10 protein-coding genes are annotated in these 22,920 nt (G+C 39.9%); 1 reads left to right on the forward strand and 9 read right to left on the reverse strand.

Annotated features, from left to right (window positions below; all coding sequences use genetic code 11):
- Positions 1-63: 63 nt before the first annotated feature.
- From argS to JBW_RS20325, 6 genes are all read right to left on the reverse strand, one after another.
- Positions 64-1,728: an arginine--tRNA ligase gene (gene argS, locus JBW_RS20300; RefSeq protein WP_007953960.1), complete on the reverse strand. Its 1,665-nt coding sequence runs from the start codon at positions 1,726-1,728 to the stop codon at positions 64-66.
- The gene (locus JBW_RS20305) at positions 1,718-2,152 is read right to left on the reverse strand and encodes a DUF1934 domain-containing protein (RefSeq protein ID WP_007953958.1); all 435 of its coding nucleotides are present in this window, start codon (positions 2,150-2,152) and stop codon (positions 1,718-1,720) included. Before JBW_RS20305 ends, argS begins: the two co-directional genes overlap by 11 nt.
- Before the next feature lie 211 nt (positions 2,153-2,363).
- Positions 2,364-3,236, reverse strand: a complete 873-nt coding sequence (locus tag JBW_RS20310) for a methyl-accepting chemotaxis protein (protein WP_007953956.1) — start codon at positions 3,234-3,236, stop codon at positions 2,364-2,366.
- A gap of 415 nt (positions 3,237-3,651) precedes the next feature.
- Positions 3,652-4,671, reverse strand: coding sequence for a SpoIID/LytB domain-containing protein (locus tag JBW_RS20315; protein ID WP_007953954.1), 1,020 nt, complete (start codon positions 4,669-4,671; stop codon positions 3,652-3,654).
- Between the two features lie 525 nt (positions 4,672-5,196).
- A complete protein-coding gene (gene larA, locus JBW_RS20320; RefSeq protein ID WP_007953952.1) occupies positions 5,197-6,462 on the reverse strand; it encodes a nickel-dependent lactate racemase in 1,266 nt (421 codons plus the stop codon).
- Positions 6,463-6,723: 261 nt separating this feature from the next.
- Positions 6,724-7,617: a DUF2156 domain-containing protein gene (locus JBW_RS20325; RefSeq protein ID WP_071882504.1), complete on the reverse strand. Its 894-nt coding sequence runs from the start codon at positions 7,615-7,617 to the stop codon at positions 6,724-6,726.
- Between the two features lie 211 nt (positions 7,618-7,828).
- Between JBW_RS20325 and recQ the strand changes: the two genes are divergently transcribed.
- A complete protein-coding gene (gene recQ / locus JBW_RS20330) occupies positions 7,829-9,952 on the forward strand; it encodes a DNA helicase RecQ (protein ID WP_007953949.1) in 2,124 nt (707 codons plus the stop codon).
- A 164-nt stretch (positions 9,953-10,116) separates the two neighbouring features.
- On the opposite strand, the gene JBW_RS20335 is transcribed toward recQ, so the two are convergent.
- Genes JBW_RS20335 through JBW_RS20345 form a run of 3 tightly spaced genes read right to left on the reverse strand, consistent with a single transcriptional unit; the run spans position 10,117 to position 22,906 of the window.
- Entirely contained in the window at positions 10,117-21,291 is an 11,175-nt protein-coding gene (locus JBW_RS20335) for an SDR family NAD(P)-dependent oxidoreductase (RefSeq protein ID WP_052697341.1), read from the reverse strand.
- 11 nt (positions 21,292-21,302) lie between these two features.
- A complete protein-coding gene (locus tag JBW_RS20340) occupies positions 21,303-22,124 on the reverse strand; it encodes a methyltransferase domain-containing protein (protein ID WP_007953669.1) in 822 nt (273 codons plus the stop codon).
- Positions 22,076-22,906, reverse strand: a complete 831-nt coding sequence (locus JBW_RS20345) for an alpha/beta hydrolase (protein ID WP_007953670.1) — start codon at positions 22,904-22,906, stop codon at positions 22,076-22,078. The genes JBW_RS20340 and JBW_RS20345 overlap by 49 nt, the downstream gene beginning before the upstream one ends.
- Positions 22,907-22,920 lie beyond the last annotated feature (14 nt).

Consider the following 22,920-nt stretch of genomic DNA (forward strand, 5'->3'; position numbering starts at 1 on the left):
TGGTAATGATTCACCATATTTAGGAAAATTCCTTTTTTTAGTAAGACTTTTTCAAAAAAATCTCTACATTTTTTCTGGTACACTAATCCCCAAAATGCCTAATGCATGCCTAATGGTTGTTTGCACAGCTTTTGCCAGCCCCATACGCGCCAATTGCAAATCCTGTTCAACCCCTTTAATGCGGCATTGGTTATAAAAGGTGTGAAACTGCCCTGCCAAATCATGAGCATAGCGGGCAATACGATGAGGCGCCCTTTCTTTCGCAGCATCTGCGATTTCTTCTTGATATTCACCCAACTTCTTAATTAAATCCACCTCACACTCGCTGGTAAGCAGACTTAATTTCGCAGCATCAACCCCCTCGAGTATAATCCCATCTTCTGCAGCTTGGCGAAAAATACTGGCGATGCGCGCATAAGCATATTGTATATAATACACGGGATTCTCATTGGATTTTGACTTTGCTAAATCAAGATCAAAATCTAATTGACTATCAAGAGACCGCATAATGAAGAAAAATCTTGCAGCATCTGTACCAACTTCTTCAATCAACTCCGACAACGTCACACTTTGCCCTGTACGTTTTGACATTTTTACCAATTGGCCGCTTCTATATAAGCTTACCATTTGTACAATCAAAACTTCCAGTTGTTCGGGAGAATATCCTAATGAACCAATGGCTGCTTTCACGCGGCAAATATAACCATGATGATCAGCACCCCAAATATTAATTAATTGATCAAACCCTCTTTCCAGCTTGTTTCTATGATAGGCAATATCGGCAGCTAAATAAGTAGGAATTCCATTGTCACGAATCACTACCCGGTCCTTATCATCTCCATAGGCTGTGGATTTTAACCAAAGAGCTCCTTCTTGTTCATAGATAGAACCATTGTTTTTGAGCACCTGACAGGTCTCCTGCAATGCACCGTCTTGATGCAATGTACACTCGCTAAACCAAACATCAAATTGCACATTAAAAGCGGCAAGATCCGCTTTTAATGCAGCCAGTTTTTCCTGCAGGGCGATTTCTTTAAAGACTGCTAATCTCTCTTGAACAGGCATGGAAAGGTAACTTTCTCCAGCCTTATCAATGATACGCTGAGCCGTATCGATAATATCTTGTCCATGATAACCATCTCCAGGAAACTCTACCTTCAGGCCGAGAAGTTCGAGGTAACGGGCATGAACAGATGCTGCCAGGTTATCAATTTGATTACCCGCATCATTGATATAATATTCACTAGCCACATCATATCCTGCTGCTTTTAATAAATTTACCAAAGCACTTCCTACTGCAGCACCACGACCATGACCTACGTGAAGAGGTCCAGTAGGGTTGGCGCTAACATATTCTACCTGTACACGCTCTTTTTGGCCAACTTTGCTATTACCATAATTTTCACCTTGGGATAATATATCGTTTAACATGGTATATAACCAGTCAGATTTCAAATAAAAATTAATAAATCCCGGTCCTGCAATCACAGCTTTTTCCAACCATGTTTCTTTCATCCGAGCAACAATCGCTTCGGCAATCACTCTTGGATTGGTTTTTGCAGCTCTGGCTGCCTGCATCGAAAAATTAGTAGCAAAATCTCCAAACTCTTTTTTAGGTGGTACTTCCAGGATTACTTGTGGCAACTCATGACTGGCAAATACACCATCAACAATGGCTGCCTGAGCTGCTTGATAAATTGCTTTATGTAATAACTCTTTAATGTCCACTTATGCTTTCCTCCTGTATGCTGATCGACAAGGTATTGGCACTTTGCCATTGTCCGTTTATTTCTAATTCATACTCAATCGTGATGGTTCCAATTGTACTGGTTAAAGCCATATTTAGGCTGTTTGTCAGGATACTCATTTGCATAGTACCATAAGGTGTATGGTACATGCTATAGCTTTTTTCGCCCAGAAGAAATTCTTGTTTATGATCTACGCTGCCCGTTCGTACTAATACCACATGTCTATCATACACTTTCAACATCGTAGTAACGCCCTCTATACCAGAAATCTCACTATCCTTATATACAATATATCGAATGTTATTTCTTTCATAATAACGGCCTTTGGTAGTACATTCAATACGAGATTCTTCACCTTTTTCATCTTTTTGAGTACCAATGATTGTAATAACAATATCTATCATATTATCTCCTCTGTCAGCCTGAAATATATTATAGCGTACTCAGCAAATATTGCAAGAAAAGGAAGAAAAAAATGTACATAAAAAAACACAACGCCTCATGCCTGTGCATAGCAGACAAGCGGCGCGTTTAACGAATCATTCATTATATAATATACGAAAAATTCCCAAAAATATATATTTATTTCATTTTATTTTTGATCTTAATTTTCAATTACTGATTTTTATTGTTAAATGCTGCTACCAAATCAGCTGATGAGGTTTGAACATCTTGAATCACTTGAATAATATCTTGCATCGTCCCAGCTTGCTTATTGGAGATTAGCGCAGACTGATTGATGCCATCGATTACTTTTTGTATCGATTCTTGTATTTCCTGCAATATCTTATTAATATTTTCTGTTGCATCTGCACTATTTTGCGCCAAATTCTGCATTTCTTGTGCAACTACCGCAAAACCTCTGCCATAATTTCCAGCTCTGGCTGCTTCAATGGAAGCATTCAGACTCAACAACTTGGTTTGAGTGGCAATTTTACGACTCATGTCAAGAATTTTCCCCGTATCTTTTACCCGTCTAACAGAATCATGAGATACATTTACAACACTTTCCGTATTTGCAGCTAATTCTTGAGAAGAAGCAGAAATCCCCTCTATAGCGGCAACTGCCTGACTCACATTTTGTGAAACCGCATGAGCTACTTGCTGAACAATTTCGATTTGCTTTGCCTGTTTTAATCGTGTACTTAACAAGGCCACCACGACCTTAGCAATGGGACGAACATAATCCAATTGACCTGCAATAGCAAAAGTACCCACTCTTTGCCCATCTACCTCAATCGGATAATTCTGCCCTTCTTTTAGGGTTGGGTTTTTTGCCACATCAGCTGTTGTTACTACATATTCATCCAAGTGACCACTAAGAATGTTTTGTGAACCAAGATGCTTTGTGTTCAAACGCTTACCGCCATCTGAGTCTCCTACAATCATAGCATCTTGGTTACAGACAATAATATGATAACCAGTATTTTGATAAATAAACCGTGCCAATGAGCCTGCCATTTCTGTCGTAATTACATACTCTGCCATATTCGCCATCTCCCTTTTGCTGTCGGACTCCATTTGCTCTCAACCTTTTTTAATATCCGATTCTTCTGCTATATATAAGTTCAATGGCAATACAGTAAATCCTGCTAGAATATGACAATAAAACCAACACTTTTATTCCATAACGCAGACCTTCACTAAGGATCTAAAAAGTCAGATAACCATCATAAAGGAGAACGCTAAACACGGAGGACGCAGAGATCCACAGAGGAATGTCTACTCTCCCCCTCTGTGTCCTCTGCGCCTCTGTGGTTCGGTAATGTTTTTTTAAACCGTAGCGCCGCAGTCTCATCTTTGTAAAAGAGAAACCGCGGCGCCTATATGGATGAGGCGTCAAAATGACTGCCTCTCCACTACTAGTATATGCAAAACCGTGCCAAAAGATTACTCTGTGCTCTTACTGCCAGAGCTTTGTCACCTCTGTCCCTACATAATAGGTTTTCACAATATCTTCAGCTTTTTGCCCCTCTTGAGCAAAGGTATAAGCCCCCCACTGGCACAAACCTACACCATTGCCCCATCCCATTCCTTTAAAAGTAAAACTTTCTCCATCATAATTCATCTCTGTAATTAATGTAGATCTTAAACGGTCATAGCCGACTTTCTTTCTAAAATCAGAACCATATACTTTTTTATTTCCTGCACCAATATATAGAATACGGCCCGAAGGGCCTTTTTCCAAGATTCGAATATTTTTCGGATTGCCAGAATAACCGACAGCAGCAGCAACTTCTGATCCTGGTATTTTAACCGTCCAGGACTGCTCTTTCTCGGGTGCATATTGAAAACAATGATCTGTTATTGGCTGAAAGTATGGCGTTGGAGTAGGTATCTCTTCTGGAAAGCTCTCTTCCTTGGTGGCGGCAATTTGTCCATTACAAGAGCTGTAGATGGCATTGATCAAGCCTCCTGCATATGTCAATACTTCACCTCTGGTACGGCGTACCGCTTCTCTAACATTGTCATTTACTAACTCAGGTGCGTAAGCTTGCAGCTCTTCTTTAGCCGTACTCACGTCAGCATGATGCAACCGCATAATCGTACCCGCTTCCATCGCATGAAGGGTTAGTGTGCGTGATGTAATCGCCTGAGCAGCTAAGGCTTCAATCGGCCAATCGTTATGCATTTCCCTCGCGACAACGCCTTCTAGATACTTTTCTAATAACATTCTGTCTACATAGCCTTTATCTGCAATCCACACCGTAATTGTTGGTTCATTTTTATATTTATTAACGTCTAACGTTTCTACCCCTGGGATAGGCTGAACCGTTTCTGGCACTGGTACTTGTGGACTGGGGGTTTCCACTACCTCAGGATCTGGTTTGGGAGCAGGGGACTGCAAGAAAGAACAAGCTCCTGTCATTATCAGAATTCCAATCAGAAACATCAAAATCATAGATTTATGCTTATTTTCCATCAACTCCACCTCAATAATAGTATGGAGTAATATTTATCACACTATACTTAAAATAAATGAACCGCAGAGGCACGAAGGGGAGTCCATTTCCGACTTATTTTTTGTCATTGCGAGTGTAGCGAAGCAATCTCTTCGCAAGCAGGGGATTGCTTCGCTATGCTCGCAACGGCTATGAAATAAATCACAGGAGTATCAGAAAAGACACGCTATTTGGGCTTTTCTTGATAATGGCAAACAGAGCAAATAGAACGATTTAACCGCAGAGACGCAGAGGACGCTGAGGGGAATTTTTAACCCTATCTGTCTTTTCTCTGTGTTCTCTGCGTCTCTGCGGTTAAATTATTTTTTCCCCCACGCATTTTTTATGCCTTTTTTAGGGGGGCTTTTCTTGATAATGACAGAATTACGCGCGCGCAAGAAAATAAAACATAAACGCGAAGACACGAAGAGTATAAAGAACACGAAGACTAAAAATTTCTTTACTTATAAAAAAACGAGCCTCCACAAAAATGGAGACTCGCACTTTTACTTGGCAACGTAAGGAACAACGAGTGGCCCTAGAGGCAATACAGCAATACTTGCATCAGGCCCGTACTTGTCAATCAACGTTGCCAATGTTTGTTCTATATTTTCGACAGATTGCAGCATGCAGTCTGCTACAGTCTCTTTATCTAAGGTTGAGTATAAATAACAATCTGCTTTAACCTGTATCATTGCCAGTGCTTGGGCTTCCCACTGATCAAACATAGAAAAAGATGGTTCATTAATCATATCCAGCAGTGCTTGGGGAGTATTGCGCATTTTCAAAATGGGGCCAAAATTACCATGGCTTGGCAGCCCATCTGAACATTCCGCAACACTGATAATACTGCCACCCTCTTTTACAATTTGAGCACCAGCACTCATCCCTTTTACTGTTTGATACAGATTCTGATCCAAAGGATATCCTGCATTTGTCGTAATGACAATATCAAAAGAATGATCTACCGCAACCATCGCATGATGTTTTACAAATTCGCAGCCTACTCGATGAGCTTGAATAACATCTCCTGCAAACACATTGGTTATTTCTTTATCTCCATTTAATGTCACATTCAACATAAACTGCGGCTTTGCCATTAAACAATTTTGAGTAGCTGCATCTTGCACACCATTGCCCTCAATTACGCCCCAAGTACTCTTTGGATTACCGATCATTTCAGCATTATGAAAGTCCTGAATCGTTTTAATACCAACAATTCCTGGATTTATGCCCTTTGGACCGCCAGAAAAGCCAGCAAAAAAGTGAGGCTCAATAAATCCTGTAACAATTTTAAAATCAGCTTCTACATAGGTTTTATTTAAATACACTTCGGATCCATAACTATTCCGACCAACGTGTACTAATTCCTTATCATCAAAGGCTTCATGATTGATGACGCGAATCGTATCAACGACTTCCTGCCCTAGCATACTAATTAATTCTTCTCTCGTATTATGGCGATGGCTCCCTAATCCATTGATAACCACAAAATTTTCTTTAGGAACATGAGACAGCTCCTCAATCAGCCATGGAACTAATTTGTGATTAGGAGTTGGTCTTGTGATATCAGAAATTACAATGGCAACCGTATCCGAAGCTTTTACCATTTCCTTTAAAGGAGGAGTTCCAGTAGGATGACGCAGAGCCTGAACAACAGCTCCCTTCTCATCTGCCAAACTCTCTATATGCGGGGGTTCTACTATTACTGCCTTATCTGGAACTTCAATACTAATACTGCCTTTACCATATGCTAATTGTACTTTTTTCATAGAATCATCTCCTTATTCCTATTTGCTACCTATTTGTACAAATAGTTGTAATCTTCCTGCTTTTTTAGTCATAACTTTTTATGACTACTTTCAATTCCTTTTTACTATCATACCCTGAAAAAGAACCTAACTATGCAAAAAGTCCCTGGTGCTTATGATCTCTTTTGACCATAAGCACCAGGGATTTTATACTATTTATATAGTAAGTACGGCTACGATTCAGATGGAAATCGCCCTCGACCTAAATCGTAGGCGTACTTACTATAATTTTAGTCTTACGTTATATTTTTCTATCATTTTAATAGGATGATAAGATTCTTTTGCTTTTCGTAAGCCTTCAATCCCCATATCTTCCTCTCGGTTAATATACATCGCCTGTGAGAAAGTACGAGCACAGAACTCCTGATTGATAATACTATATACACCATTGATTCCCATGCGACCTTTTTCCACATGAATTACTGCGGTATCGTCATTGCCCATTTCGCCATAACTAAAGGCTACCATTTTACCATCAATAAAAATAGCTCCTCCTTGAAAACCAAGAACCGTAAAGTTATTCATCGCTTCCACAATTGCATTTCTTTCACAATCCAGATCATCACCTTTTACACAGCCTCGATCATCACACCACTCCTGCATAAACTCAATACAGTCCTTCGTGATTTCCTCAGTCATAGGTACATATTCATAATTGCTGTATTTTTTTCTAAAACTATTTACATGATTTTTCTTAGTATGAAATTTACGCCCCTTTAGCTCAATTAAATCTTTCGCTAAATACACATAATCGAAATTATCCCGCACAGCTTTGGATGTAAAGTAACCTGGCTTTGCCTCTTCCAGCCACTCGATCATAAAAGCTTCTACGCCTTGCAGCGAAAAAGTAAAATCATTTTCTTTTGCATGCTGTATCATAGTATCCAATATCTCTGATAGACCTTCCTTTGGACCAAAGGGTGGTAAAAAGAATTTTACCCCTTCCCAGCAAGCTTTCACACATAGATAATTACCTTCAACCGTCCACTGTATTTTATAGGCTTTACGCCACATAAACAGATTCGTAAAATTATAATGGGCATTTTCATATCGCCGCTCACTAAAGAATCGATCAAATAGCGGCTTATCTTCTAGCGTAAGCTGTTGAAACTTAATAGTAAACCCTCCTCAAACACAACTTTATTCTCCATTATACATGATTAGCCGAAAAAATATAATGGTATTGGCATAAAAAGCATCTGTTATATCGACAGGAATCCTCCTACCAAAAGACGAACTAAGCATTAAAGGATAAAAGTATCGGCTCCTCTTCAATGTCACAAAGAAGCAGGAACTATAACAAAAATAATTTTCAGGAGATAATTACATGTTAAAAGCCGCCCTAAAAATTTTAAAGCAACACTATGGTTATACAACCTTTCGTCCTGGTCAGGAGAAAATCATCACCAGCCTATTAGGCAATAAAGATACCTTAGCCATCATGCCCACAGGCGCTGGTAAATCCCTGTGTTTTCAAATCCCCGCCCTCTTACTGCCAGGTGTTACCCTTGTTGTCTCACCCTTGATTTCTTTAATGAAAGACCAGGTTGACGCATTAAACGGGGTGGGAATTCCTGCTACCTTTATTAATAGCTCCCTCACCCTCTCCCAGGTCAATGAACGTATTTACAATGCAAAATGCGGTCGCTACAAAATCATCTATATCGCTCCAGAGCGCTTAGAATCGGATAGTTTTCAAGCTGCCATCAAGGTCCTTACCATCTCTTTATTAGCCATTGATGAGGCCCACTGTGTCTCACAATGGGGACATGATTTTCGTCCAAGCTATCGGGCCGTTGGATCTTTTATTGCCTCACTGCCCAACCGTCCCATTATTGGTGCCTTTACTGCAACCGCTACTACAGATGTAACACAAGACATTATTACCTTATTAGCCTTAAAAAATCCTGATGTGTATATGACTGGTTTTGATCGTGAAAACCTGTCCTTTACCGTTATTCGCGGTGAAAACAAGCAAGACTTTACCCTTAAATATATTACCGCCAACAAAGAACAATCCGGAATTATTTATGCGGCTACCCGTAAAGAAGTAGATAATCTTTATAGCCTATTATACAAAAAAGGTTACTCTGTAGGCAAATATCATGCTGGACTGCCTGATAAGGAACGCCAGCACTACCAAGAACAATTCATCTATGACAATATCAGTATCATGGTCGCTACTAATGCCTTTGGTATGGGGATTGATAAATCCAATGTGCGCTATGTGATTCATTACAATATGCCCAAAAACATGGAAGCCTATTACCAAGAAGCAGGGCGTGCGGGACGAGACGGAGAACCAAGCGAATGCATGCTGCTGTTTGGCGCCCAAGATCCTTTATTACAACGATATCTGATCGAGCAAACAACATTTGATACCGATCGGAAAACCAATGAACTTAGCAAACTGCAAACGATGGTAGATTATTGTCATACCCCAGAATGCCTGCGAAAATTCATCTTAAATTATTTTGGTGAGACAAGTGATATAACAGAATGCGCCAATTGCAGCAATTGTAAGGATGACAATGAACTTACGGATATTACATTAGACGCCCAAAAGATTTTTTCCTGCGTCATGCGAGTTAAAGAACGTTATGGCACGACTTTAATTGCCAGCGTATTAAAGGGATCTAAGGATAAAAAGGTCCTACAGCTGGGTTTTGACAGCCTATCCACCTACGGCTTGTTAAAAAACTATACCTTACCAGAAATACGAGATGCCATTAATCGGTTAATTGCTACCGATTATCTAATGTTAACGGACAGTGAATATCCGGTAGTGAAACTGGCACCTAAAGGAGTCGCCGTATTAAAAAATCAAACAAAAGTATGGCAGAAAGTACCGAAACGTACCCAGAAAATAACAGCAGACAATTCTCTCTTTAGTTTGCTGCGAAGCTTACGTAAAACCATTGCTGACAGAGAACAAATACCACCCTATCTTGTATTTGCCGACAGCACCTTAAAGGAAATGAGCGAATATTGCCCAACTAGCTATGATGCTCTATTGACCATAAAAGGGGTGGGAGAAAGCAAACGAAAACGTTATGGTGACGAGTTCCTCGAAGTCTTACAGCAATATGCATTGGCAAATAATATTCAATCCTCTAACCTTTCTATAGAAAGTAAAGAAGCGGCTGTAAAAGTCCAGGAAAGTCCCAGCCATGTTATCAGCCTTGAGCTATACCAAAAAGGACATTCTCTGGAAGAAATCAGCCAAATGCGCAAACTAAAATCCCTTACGATACAAGATCACTTGGTACGCTGCTACCAAGAGGGACATCCTGTAAACTGGGATGCTCTGATCCCGCCTCAATATGAAAAGTTAATTCTTAGTAAAATAGCACAATTGGGCGCAGAAAGATTAAAAATCCTAAAAGACGCCTTGCCAGAAGAAATTGACTATGCTGCCATTAAAGCTGTACTGTGCAAACATAATAGGTAAAACATGGTCCATAACCTATCCCTTTCTATAAAAAGATTGAGTCCTACTTTCAATGAAAGTAGGACTCAATCTTTTTGTAGATTCCCTACGCAAAATGTTGCATTTAGCATCGAATGATATTGTGAAAAAATGGATGCAACGTTAGCAAAAGTCTACCCGCATTTTTAGATTGACACAACGTGGCATTCTTCAAAAGGATAGGATGGCAAAAAGATTTTACGAACTTCATTTTGTTCATGAAATGAATCCCATGGAATCTTGCCTCCTTGGCTCCAATACATGGCAATTTTTTTAAGATTTTTTTCAGCTAAAAGCACTTGAGAAAATTTTTCTCCGGTATTCCCTGAAAAGAGATTTTTCATTTCGTGTTCTTCTTCTAGATTTCCTGCGAAAATTGGTACACAGGCTCTTTCTTTAGGATGTTTTAAGTATTCTTTTAAACCTTGAATCAGCTCTTCTCGATTATTTACGACCATAGCTACTCTAGACTCCATTGCTTCCCGTCCCACTTGAAGAGTATATGCAATGTCCTGTAAGAAAAGCTCTTCCCTACATTCTATAAACGCAAGCATTTGTTGGCAAGCCACTAGTAATCTTTCTTGGTTTTTAGCTGAAAGAACTACGACCTGCGGTGAAATTTGAGAGCGGACATGTATTGTTTCGTTTTGAGAAGGAATATATTCTTCCACAATCAAGTGTACATTCGAACCTCCAGCTCCAAATGAACTCACTGTGGCTCTCCTTGGAACTTCCCGTTCTTCTCCATCAATCCATACCATAGGCCGCTTCCACTCTGTAAGCTTTCGTTGTATATAAAATGGCGTTTTTTCAAAATGTATATTAGGATTTAAAGTTTCTGTTCCAATTGCAGGAACCAATTGCTGATGTTGTAATTGCAAAATTACTTTAGTCAATTGAGACACTCCTGAAGCAGCTTCTGCATGACCAATATTAGCTTTTATAGACCCAATTGCACAAAATTGTTGATCATTTGTAAATTTATGAAATGCTTTATCCAATGCCGAAATCTCGATAAGATCTCCAACAGGAAATCCATTTGCAGCCGCTTCAACATAACTAATTGTCCGGGGATCCATACCAGTTTTTTTAAAATTATCCTCAATCAACTGTATTTGAGCATTAATATTAGGAGTAGCCGCTCCATTAGTATGTCCTCCATGATTAGTTACTGACGATTTAATAACAGCTAGAATACGATCCCCATCTTTTATTGCCTGAGTAAGCGATTTTAATAGTACAGCACCAACCCCTTCCGCCGGCAGATATCCGTCTCCATCCCCAAAACTTCTGCTATGAATATGACTACCAATCATTTTGATTTTACTTAACCTCAAATATTTTTGGAGGTACAAAAGATTCACACCCCCAGCTATTGCAAGCCGGCATTCTCCCCTGATTAGACTTTCACAAGCCATATGAATCGCAATAGCAGAAGAAGAACTCATAGAATCAATAACCACACTAGGTCCCTGGAGATTAAAATACTGAGAAATTCGATTTGCAATAGAAGAACACATAAAGGTTGACAACTCGTTTATGCTACTTGATTTGCTATCATAATCCTGATACATCGAGCCGACATAAACTCCAACCCGGGTCTGGTACTGATGTTTTAAAGACTCCCGTGTATATCCTGCACTCTCAAATAAGTTCCAAACGATTTCCATAAAAAGACGATCTTGAGGATTCATAAATTTTGCTTCTTCCGGTGAAATGGCAAAAAACAGCGAATCAAATCGGTCGGAATTTTCTAAAAAACCTCCCCATTTACAGTACGTTTTCCCTGACTTATTCTTATCCTCATCATAATAGGTATGATAATCCCACCTTTCTTTAGGAACCTCAGTGATACAATCTCTCCCAGCTTGTAAATTTGTCCAAAGTTCTCCGATATTCTTTGCTCCCGGATAACGTCCTGAAACACCAATGATGGCAATATCTCCGTTGTTCTTCTCTTCTTTTCCCCTGGATTCTTCTCTGCTGGCTATAAAACGTGGGCGACTGCAATTACTGCCCTCATGGGATTTTACAGACTCTATTATAGGTTCAAACTCTCTCAGTACAGTTGTCTCTTCTTCTCTAATGCCCAGCAAATCCAACAATTGCTTGCTATGGAATTCAAAAAAATAAGCTGTTAATTCTTTGATGTTCTGATACTCAAAAAACAAGGTTTTCGGCAGCGAACCAAATATTTCTTCTAAGTTACTGGTTATTTGCATGGCTATAATTGAATCTATCCCATATTCATCCATTGGATCCTCTGCGTCAATTTCTTTCATTGGTACTTTGATTGTAGAAGCAATTATTTTTCTAAAATAATCGCTAATCTTTTCTTGAAATAAATCTTCTTCGATAGTGAAACCTATTTTATATTCTTGTGTTACAGAAGGCGTTGCTTCCTTTGTAGGAGAAAATCCGGTGAAAAATTCTCTAAGGTGCTGACATTCTCCTTCCAGCACCATCACTTGTTCTGCACCAGAAGCTAAGCCGCGATACAAAGCCTGAATACCAGCAGCCGTCTCAAGAGGAAGTATCCCCATTTTTTGCAACATTCTTTTCGCGACCTCTTCATCAACATGCATTCCCCCTTCCTTCCACAGCGGCCAATTAACCGACAGTGTTCTGCCATATCGCTCTTTTAGCCCAACTAACTCATTACGATAGTTCGCATAGCTGTCCATGAAGGCATTTGCCACCGAATAATCACTCTGCCCTGCATTACCTAAGCTTCCTGCGATCGAAGAAAAGAAAATAAAGAAGTCAAGAGGTAACCCCTTGCTCGCTTCATCCAGATTTACAAGTCCGGAAACTTTTGGCGAAATAACTTTTTGCATTTCTTCCTTGCTTTTTTTGAAGATAAAATTATCTTGAATGATTCCAGCCCCATGAATAATACCGTGAAGATTTCCATACTCCTTTGTAATACTTTGAATTAGATGGGCTATCCCTTTCTTATCCGTAACATCGACCTGCTTATATTCAATTTTGCCTCCCTTTGCTTCCAACTCTTTTAGTGTTCCTCGTTTTTCTTCATTGAGTGGTGACCGTCCTGTCAAAATTATGGTCGTATCTTTTGCTTTACTTATAATTTCCCGCGTAAAAATACGTCCAAGTCCTCCAATACCCCCAGTAATTAAATACACTCCTTGATCCTTCCAGGGAATTGACGAATTTTCTTGCGGATCTTCTATTTCCTTCCACTCCATAACATACCGTTTCCCATTTTGATACCGAATCTGAAAATCCAGAGAATAGCTATTTTTCTCTACTTTTTTCACGACTTCGCCAGTCTCTTCTTCCCGGTCTACTTCGATAATTTGTCCCCTCAGTTTTGGATTCTCAAGCTGCGCCGTTTTTAGAAGTCCGGAAAGACCAGAGAAAAGCTGTCCTTCATTTTTCTTAACAACTACAATCTGAATTAGAATATTCTCTTTCCGTTTATTTTTCATCATAATTTGAATCTGCTCAAAAATTTGAATCGCATATGCCTGGAAACGTTCTTCTATCCCCTTCACTTGGCATTGCAAAACAAGATGCTGAATTTCAGGCTGGCTTCCTTCAATGCTTTCCTGAATCTTTTGATCCGGCTCACACAATATTACCAAACGTTGTTCATATAGAGGGGGGATTGATGGTGTAGAAGCTTTCTCCTTCCAACATGGATGAAATAGCAGAACACTTTTCTTTGCCGCAGTTTCAAATGCGCCTGCCTTTTCTTCTAATACCCTTGTCGAAAACCCCTTTATTTTTATACATATTTTCCCTGTTTCATTGCATAAGTCTATATCTATTTTTTTTATTTTATCTTTGTTCGCACTGCCAGTATGGTATCGAATCAGCGCCCACATAGCAGGAGTGCAGTGGTCTATGACTTCCACCTCTTGCAATGCAAACGGCAGCATTGTTTTAGTGCCTTCTCCCTGTTCCATCAATAGATAACTTGACGCCTGCAGGGCGGAATCCAACAAACTAGGGTGTACGATATATTGATCTCTTGTATGAGAAACAGTGGAAGGCAAAGATAACTTCGCTAATACTTGGTTTTCTCCAAGATAGACGGTATCAATTCCCCTATGGCCCGGACCGTATTCCATTCCCATTTCCTTAAAGGTCTCATAACATTGGCCGGATGAAAATAGGCTCCGGTTGCATCGGGTTTTCCATGCTTCAATATCTAAGTCTGGAGCTTCCGTACCAGAAATCAGTACAGCATTCCCTTTACTATACACTTCAGCTTCGTCATAAATTTCATAGGTAATTTCCCCAGTGGGTTCGGGATAAAGTCCAATATGTATCTTGGCTGCTTGTGTATCTACGAGGATAGGGCGCATCCACACCATATTGGTAAGCCGTACCCTTGTCTTTTCTTCGTTTCCTCCTCCGGCAGCCTCTTCCACTGCTGCCCGGGCCATTTCAATATAGGCGGCTCCAGGTAAAACTTTTTTTCCTTTCACTACATGGTCCTTCAAAAAAAATTCTTGTCCTGTAAAGGTTGAACTAAACCGTTGTTCGGATAAATCGGAAGTATTTCTCTGCACCAGCGGATGAATGGGTATAAAGGCTCCTGCACCTTCTACCCTACTATGATCGGTAGAGGTAACGTCAGGTATCCAATAACGACTCCTGGCAAAGGGATATGTCGGTAAACTGATCCGGTGCGGCTTGAAATCCCTATAGAAACGATTCCAATCTAAAGACACGCCTTTAACCCAAAGTTCAAGAACCTTATCGTATTTTTCCTTTTTAATCCACGTATCAAGCATTACTGCCGTATCTTCATCAGTCGCAAAAATAGATACCACTTCTTTATTACGTTTTCCCTGACCTCGATATAGCTCTGCAATATCAGCTCGCCCTTTTAAAAAATCTTTTAGTTTTCTTTCCAATTCATGAATTGATCCGGCAATTACAGCCAAGCGTTCTTCCATCGCTTCCCGCCCGACTTGGAGTGTATAAGCTATATCGGCTAAATTATCGTCAGAAAATGGCTCTTTCTCAATGGCATTCAATAATTGCTGCACTTGTTCTTTCAGTCTCTCTTCATTTTTTGCCGACAATACAATAATCATAGGAAACGAATAGGAAGTTGTATGTCGCGGCACCAATTCTTTAGCAGCATATTCTTCTATTACAACATGGGCGTTTGATCCACCCGCGCCAAAAGACGAAACACCCGCAATTCTTGGATATTCAATTTTTTCTCCATTGATTTCAACTATCGGACGCTTCCAATCCTCAAGTGTTTGCTGCACAACAAAGGGTGTATTTTTGAAATCAATGTTGGAATTTAGTCGCTTAGAGTGTAGGGAAGGCACCAGTTGGTGATATTTTAGTTGCAGTAAAACCTTCGTTATCCCTGAAATACCCGCAGCACTCTCACAATGACCGATGTTGGATTTTACTGAGCCAATAGCACAAAATTGTTTATCTTTAGTATTTTTCCGGAAAACTGTAGTCAGCCCCGCAATTTCAATTGGATCTCCCAAGAAAGTTCCCGTACCATGTGCTTCTAGATAGCTAATTGCCCTTGGGCTGATTCCCGCATCCTCAATCGCTTTTCCAATTACACCCGCTTGCGCATGAGGATTAGGAACTGTATATCCGTTAGTTTTTCCTCCATGATTAATTGCTGTTGCCTTAATTACTCCATAAATTTGATCTCCATCTGCAATCGCCTTTGCTAAAGGTTTAAGCAATACGGTGCCTACTCCTTCCCCAGGAACATAGCCGTCGCCTCCTTCTCCAAAACTTTCACACCGGCCTTTGCTTGATATAAAGTTGCCTTGCGCCAGAAACAAATATTTATTCGGATGTATGGATACATTAACCCCGCCTGCAATTGCAAGTTTGCACTCGCCCCGCTGCAGACTTTGGCAAGCCAAATGAATCGCAGTCAACGAAGAAGAACACATAGTATCAACAGCCATACTGGGTCCATTAAAATTGCAAAAATAAGACACGCGGTTTGCTATGGATGACGGACTTCCCCATAAAGCAACTGGTCTTCCCTGGATAGTTTCTTGCGCTCCGTAAAGCGGATACTCCTCATACATCACCCCTGCATAAACGCCCACATTACCGCCAAAGTCTGTAGTAAGAGTATTTCGTGTATAACCGGCATCCTCTAACGTTTCGAAAACACATTCTAAAAACAAACGTTCTTGAGGATCTATAAATTCTGCTTCACGCGGAGAAATATTGAAAAATAAGGGATCAAATTGATCTACTCCTTCTAAAAATCCACCCCATTTACTGTATGTTTTTCCAGACTTAGTTTTGTCGTTAGTATAATACAAGCTATGATCCCATCTATCTCCAGGAATTTCAGTAATACAATCCTTACCATTACGTAAAATCTCCCAGAAATCATGAAGGTTTTTTGCTCCGGGATAACGGCCCGCTACCCCGATAACAGCTATATCTAATGTTCCTATCGATTTTTCTTTCTGTGAGTTACTATGAACAGATATAAAGCGTGAATGTCTTTGCCGAATTTCTCCTGGTTTTGATTCAAATATCGGTTCCACTTCTTCCAAATCCTTAGAAGTTGCCGTATTTTCTCCGTAGCCTATTATTTTGACTAGTTGACTGTAGTATGTTTCCAGAAAATATTCACTCAATTCCTGGATCGTTTGATATTCAAAAAATAAAGTCTTTGGTAATGAACCAAAATCTTTTTCTAAACGATCCGTTAATTGTAATACTAAGATTGAATCAATCCCATATTTTTCAAACGGTGTATTCTCTTCCATTTGATACATTGACAGCTTAAGGACAGAGGAAAGTATCATTTTAATATATCTTATGGTTTTTTCTCTTAACACATTAGAGCTTATTCCCGCGATTTCTTCACTTTTTTCAAGAAAATTTGAACCCTCTATAGAAACTTTTACTGGCTGTCCTATGTTTTCAAAATGCAGGTGCTGACGCTCTCCTTCCAGCACCATCACTTGTTCTACACCAGAAGATAAGCCACGATACAAAGCCTGGATACCAGCAGCCGTCTCAAGAGGAAGCATCCCCATTTTTTGCAACATTCTTTTCGCGACCTCTTCATCAACATGCATTCCCCCTTCCTTCCACAGCGGCCAATTAACCGACAGTGTTCTGCCATATCGCTCTTTTAGCCCAACTAACTCATTACGATAGTTCGCATAGCTGTCCATGAAGGCATTTGCCACCGAATAATCACTCTGCCCTGCATTACCTAAGCTTCCTGCGATCGAAGAAAAGAAAATAAAGAAGTCAAGAGGTAACCCCTTGCTCGCTTCATCCAGATTTACAAGTCCGGAAACTTTTGGCGAAATAACTTTTTGCATTTCTTCCTTGCTTTTTTTGAAGATAAAATTATCTTGAATGATTCCAGCCCCATGAATAATACCGTGAAGATTTCCATACTCCTTTGTAATACTTTGAATTAGATGGGCTATCCCTTTCTTATCCGTAACATCGACCTGCTTATATTCAATTTTGCCTCCCTTTGCTTCCAACTCTTTTAGTGTTCCTCGTTTTTCTTCATTGAGTGGTGACCGTCCTGTCAAAATTATGGTCGTATCTTTTGCTTTACTTATAATTTCCCGCGTAAAAATACGTCCAAGTCCTCCAATACCCCCAGTAATTAAATACACTCCTTGATCCTTCCAGGGAATTGACGACTTTTCTTGCGAATCTTCTATTTCCTTCCACTCCATAACATACCGTTTCCCATTTTGATACCGAATCTGAAAATCCAGAGAATAGCTATTTTTCTCTACTTTTTTCACGACTTCGCCAGTCTCTTCTTCCCGGTCTACTTCGATAATTTGTCCCCTCAGTTTTGGATTCTCAAGCTGCGCCGTTTTTAGAAGTCCGGAAAGACCAGAGAAAAGCTGTCCTTCATTTTTCTTAACAACTACAATCTGAATTAGAATATTCTCTTTCCGTTTATTTTTCATCATAATTTGAATCTGCTCAAAAATTTGAATCGCATATGCCTGGAAACGTTCTTCTATCCCCTTCACTTGGCATTGCAAAACAAGATGCTGAATTTCAGGCTGGCTTCCTTCAATGCTTTCCTGAATCTTTTGATCCGGCTCACACAATATTACCAAACGTTGTTCATATAGAGGGGGGATTGATGGTGTAGAAGCTTTCTCCTTCCAACATGGATGAAATAGCAGAACACTTTTCTTTGCCGCAGTTTCAAATGCGCCTGCCTTTTCTTCTAATACCCTTGTCGAAAACCCCTTTATTTTTATACATATTTTCCCTGTTTCATTGCATAAGTCTATATCTATTTTTTTTATTTTATCTTTGTTCGCACTGCCAGTATGGTATCGAATCAGCGCCCACATAGCAGGAGTGCAGTGGTCTATGACTTCCACCTCTTGCAATGCAAACGGCAGCATTGTTTTAGTGCCTTCTCCCTGTTCCATCAATAGATAACTTGACGCCTGCAGGGCGGAATCCAACAAACTAGGGTGTACGATATATTGATCTCTTGTATGAGAAACAGTGGAAGGCAAAGATAACTTCGCTAATACTTGGTTTTCTCCAAGATAGACGGTATCAATTCCCCTATGGCCCGGACCGTATTCCATTCCCATTTCCTTAAAGGTCTCATAACATTGGCCGGATGAAAATAGGCTCCGGTTGCATCGGGTTTTCCATGCTTCAATATCTAAGTCTGGAGCTTCCGTACCAGAAATCAGTACAGCATTCCCTTTACTATACACTTCAGCTTCGTCATAAATTTCATAGGTAATTTCCCCAGTGGGTTCGGGATAAAGTCCAATATGTATCTTGGCTGCTTGTGTATCTACGAGGATAGGGCGCATCCACACCATATTGGTAAGCCGTACCCTTGTCTTTTCTTCGTTTCCTCCTCCGGCAGCCTCTTCCACTGCTGCCCGGGCCATTTCAATATAGGCGGCTCCAGGTAAAACTTTTTTTCCTTTCACTACATGGTCCTTCAAAAAAAATTCTTGTCCTGTAAAGGTTGAACTAAACCGTTGTTCGGATAAATCGGAAGTATTTCTCTGCACCAGCGGATGAATGGGCATAAAGGCTCCTGCACCTTCTACCCTACTATGATCGGTAGAGGTAACGTCAGGTATCCAATAATGTTCCCGGGCAAAGGGATATGTCGGCAATGGAACACGTCGACTCCTATCAAACAAGTTAGCCCAATTTAGAGTATATCCGCTAATGTACAATTCTGACAGAACCGATAATTTTTCTTTATATGTCTCTGCATTTATGCTCCTATCTTCCCGCAGTTCTGCCATCAGCTGCTCTCCATAATCTTTTAGCCCTTTTACTTCCTCTCGAAAACTAAATTCTGCTAAGCCGCTTTTAGCAACTGCTATGAGTTGTTGTTGCAATTCATAGAGATCTTCCGCAATAAATATACACCTAGCTGAGAAATGACTGCGCCCAGCCAATAGCGTATAAGAAATTTCGTCAGCCCGCTCATTTTGTACTTTTTCTTCAAACCAGTGAATCATATCTGCAATTTTACGTTCTAACGCATCTTTTGTTTTTGCTGATAATGGAAATAAATAACAAGGCTTCGCATTACCGGATGTACGTTTTCTTATTGGCGCTTCCTCAATAATCGCGTGACAATTCGTTCCACTAAAACCAAATGCACTAACTCCCGCCCGCAAAGGACCTCCATCCCTGCTTTTCCATTCCCTAAGCTCCCGGTTTATAAAAAACGGACTTTTATTTAGATCGATATGCTCGTTTACTTCTGTTATATTAATTTGTGGAGGAAGTTTCCTATATTTCATTGCCATCAGAACTTTGAGGACACCAGCGATTCCAGCTGATATGATTGCATGTCCGAAATTTGGCTTATGAGACCCAATGGCACAAAATTGACTTTTATTTGTAAACATTTGAAAGGCTTCCGTCAATGCTTTCACTTCAATTGGATCGCCCAATTTAGTGCCTGTTCCATGTGTTTCTATAAAACTTACTGTTTCAGGATGTATTGCTGCATTTTTATATGCATCATATAGTAAAGCTTTTTGGGAAAGCATACTTGGCGCAGTAATCCCCTTTGTCCTTCCATCCTGGTTGATTGAGGAACCTTTTATCACTCCGTAAATGTAATCTCCATCCGCAACAGCTTGTTCCAGTTTTTTCATTAGCAAAACCCCAACACCTTCGCCTAATGCAATGCCGTTTGCACGATTGTCAAAGGTTTTACATTGTCCATCAGGTGACAACATTTCTGTTTTTGATGCCATTACATAAAATTCCGGAGAACTTAAAACAAACACTCCACCCGCTAAAGCCATTTCCGACCGCCCGCTATGAATACTTTCACAAGCCAGATGAATGGCCACCAACGAAGAAGAACATGCAGTATCTATTGCTATATTAGGTCCTTTTAAATTTAAGAAATAGGAAATCCGCGCAGCTAAAATTGACATATCATTTCCTAAAAAAGTTTGCGAATTACGCTCCTGTGTTAATAATGTTTTTTCTTTGTAATCCGAGGTTCGCCCTCCAACAAAGACCCCCACTTTTCTCCCCGACAATTCTTCAGCAGAATATCCTGCATCTTCAAACACCCTATATGCTTCTTGTAAAAATAACCGTTGCTGGGGATCCATCCGTTCTGCTTCAAGCGGTGAAATATTAAAAAATAAAGCATCAAATTCTTCTATATTGTTTAGTAATCCCCCCCATTTACTAACGGCTCGATCCACTTGTCCGGGGTCAGGGCTATAATATTTGCTTTCATCCCAGCCTTTGCGATTAATCTCCTCTATGCAATTATCTCCAGCTTGCAAATGATTCCAAAATTCTTCAACATTTTCCGCTCCAGCAAACCTGCCGGAAATTCCAATTATCGCTATATCAGAACCACGCTCACCTACAGAAATACTACTTTCTTTTTTTTCAGGAACCGCTTTTGGGTCATGAGAAACTTGATATTGTTCCGGTTCAATAACCCTCAACTTGTCCATCGTCGGAAAGTCTTCCAGCAGGCATTCAGCATTCTCCATACAGTTTAAGTTATTTTCCCTAAAGCCTTCTTCCGTATCTCCAACCATGCTGATTCGCTTGTCGCAGTGACCTATCCGAAATTGGTCAAAAATGTATCCTGCTAACTCGTTTATATTCGTATAATCAAACACTGCGTCAATCCCTAATTTTAGACCTAATTTTTGATTAATTGACTCTACTAACTCTACAGACTGAATTGAATTAATGCCTATTTCCAAAAAGCTTTTCTCTGCATCAAGAAAATCATTTGAACATTTCAGTAAATCCATAAGGATCTCTTTTATCCCCATTTTTATATTATCAACATTAATATCCATTCCTCCGCCTCCTATGATAATTTCTCACCAACAGCCATATATAGCTGCCGCAGAATAGCGTGTTTTTTACTCTTAAACATGTTTCTCCAACCAACAGAAATATTAGCTAAAACCTTACTAGACAAAAAGCCATCACATACCAGTTTTGCCGGAATGCTCATTCCTTCCGATTTTAAAAATATTTCCTCCCCCACTATTTCGCTATGGGCGCTGATGACTTCGAAATCCACTTTTGAAAATCCGCCTTCCCTTAATATGCCAGGCAGTTCCCTGCCTATGCGGGGATTGCCCCCCTCAGCAAAACGGGATTGGCAATAAGCATCATAAAGTTCGCTTAACTCTGGCACATGCGGATGCGTCATGATATGCATATTAAAATCATTGTCAACAAATACAGCTCTGCCTCCAGGTTTCAATATTCTGTATACTTCACGAACAGCATTAACTGGATCAGGTAAATGTTCCAAAACCAAACGGATAATTGCAAAATCAAACATATTTTCAGCTAAACCCGTCTCCATTATGGATTTTTCAAGTACTTCATACCGATTCCTGTTCTTTTTGGATAAATAATTTTGGGCATATTCAACCAAAAATGGGTCAATTTCTACAGCGGTAATATATGCTTCAGGCAATTTATCCAAAACCTTTTCAGTAATAAATCCGGGACCTGAACCAAGCTCTACAATGCGTATTCCATCCCTTAGGCCGTATTCAATATAATGCTTCAATTCTTTGTCCCAGAATAAGTCCACCTGCGCTTTCAAACGCTTTATTTCTGTTTCTACATGACTTGTAATGGTCTTGATTTGATAAGATCCCTGTTGATCCATTCTTTTTCCCTCTCTCTACATTCGGGTATTTCTTTACCCAAAAAACTGACTATCTGATCCGCGACTATCTTCCAATTAGGATCTAACATCATGTCATGGCTCATATTGGAAAAAACAACAGGCGTTGTGCTATATGCACAGCCAATAGAAATAGCTCTTTTTTCCGAAAAAACACCATCTGTTTTTGAACCAATCACTAAAGTAGGAATCGAAGTAGTTATTGACTTAGGAACAATTCTGCCGCGTAACTCCTTACGGACTTTAGTTGATTCTTCTTGCAAACATTTCATAAACTCCTCTTTTTCTTCATCTGGTAATTGATTAGAAAAAAACAATTTTGCCAAAAAGTTTGTATTGCTGTTGCGATCAAACATCCTCTTTAGTGTCATCTGCAATGACTCTTTTAGCATCCCCTTAGGCGGAACAGATGCCATTAAAACCGCTGCTCTTATTTTTTCTGGATGCAAATACAAGATTTTCTGAACTAACGCCCCTCCCATCGAATGCCCTATCAAAACCGGCTTTCTTTTAAAAAGCAACATGGTTTCCAGTATATCCTCAACATAATCGGTTAATGAACTGGTATGAAGCTGTTCAAAGCCTTGGCTTTTACCATGTCCCCGGAGACTAAGAGCATAAGAAGAAAATCCTCTTGAAGAAAAATAAGGAAGGAAATATTTCTCCCAGCACCAAGCCCCATGATAGGCTCCATGTATGAACAGCAGTGGTGGTATTTTATCGTTTATCTCTTTCGCTAAGCATTCTAAAACTTCTAATTTCATGCCATACTCACATC

Origin of the sequence: Pelosinus fermentans JBW45 (assembly GCF_000271665.2) — a bacterium.
In the GTDB taxonomy this organism is placed as follows: domain Bacteria; phylum Bacillota; class Negativicutes; order DSM-13327; family DSM-13327; genus Pelosinus; species Pelosinus baikalensis.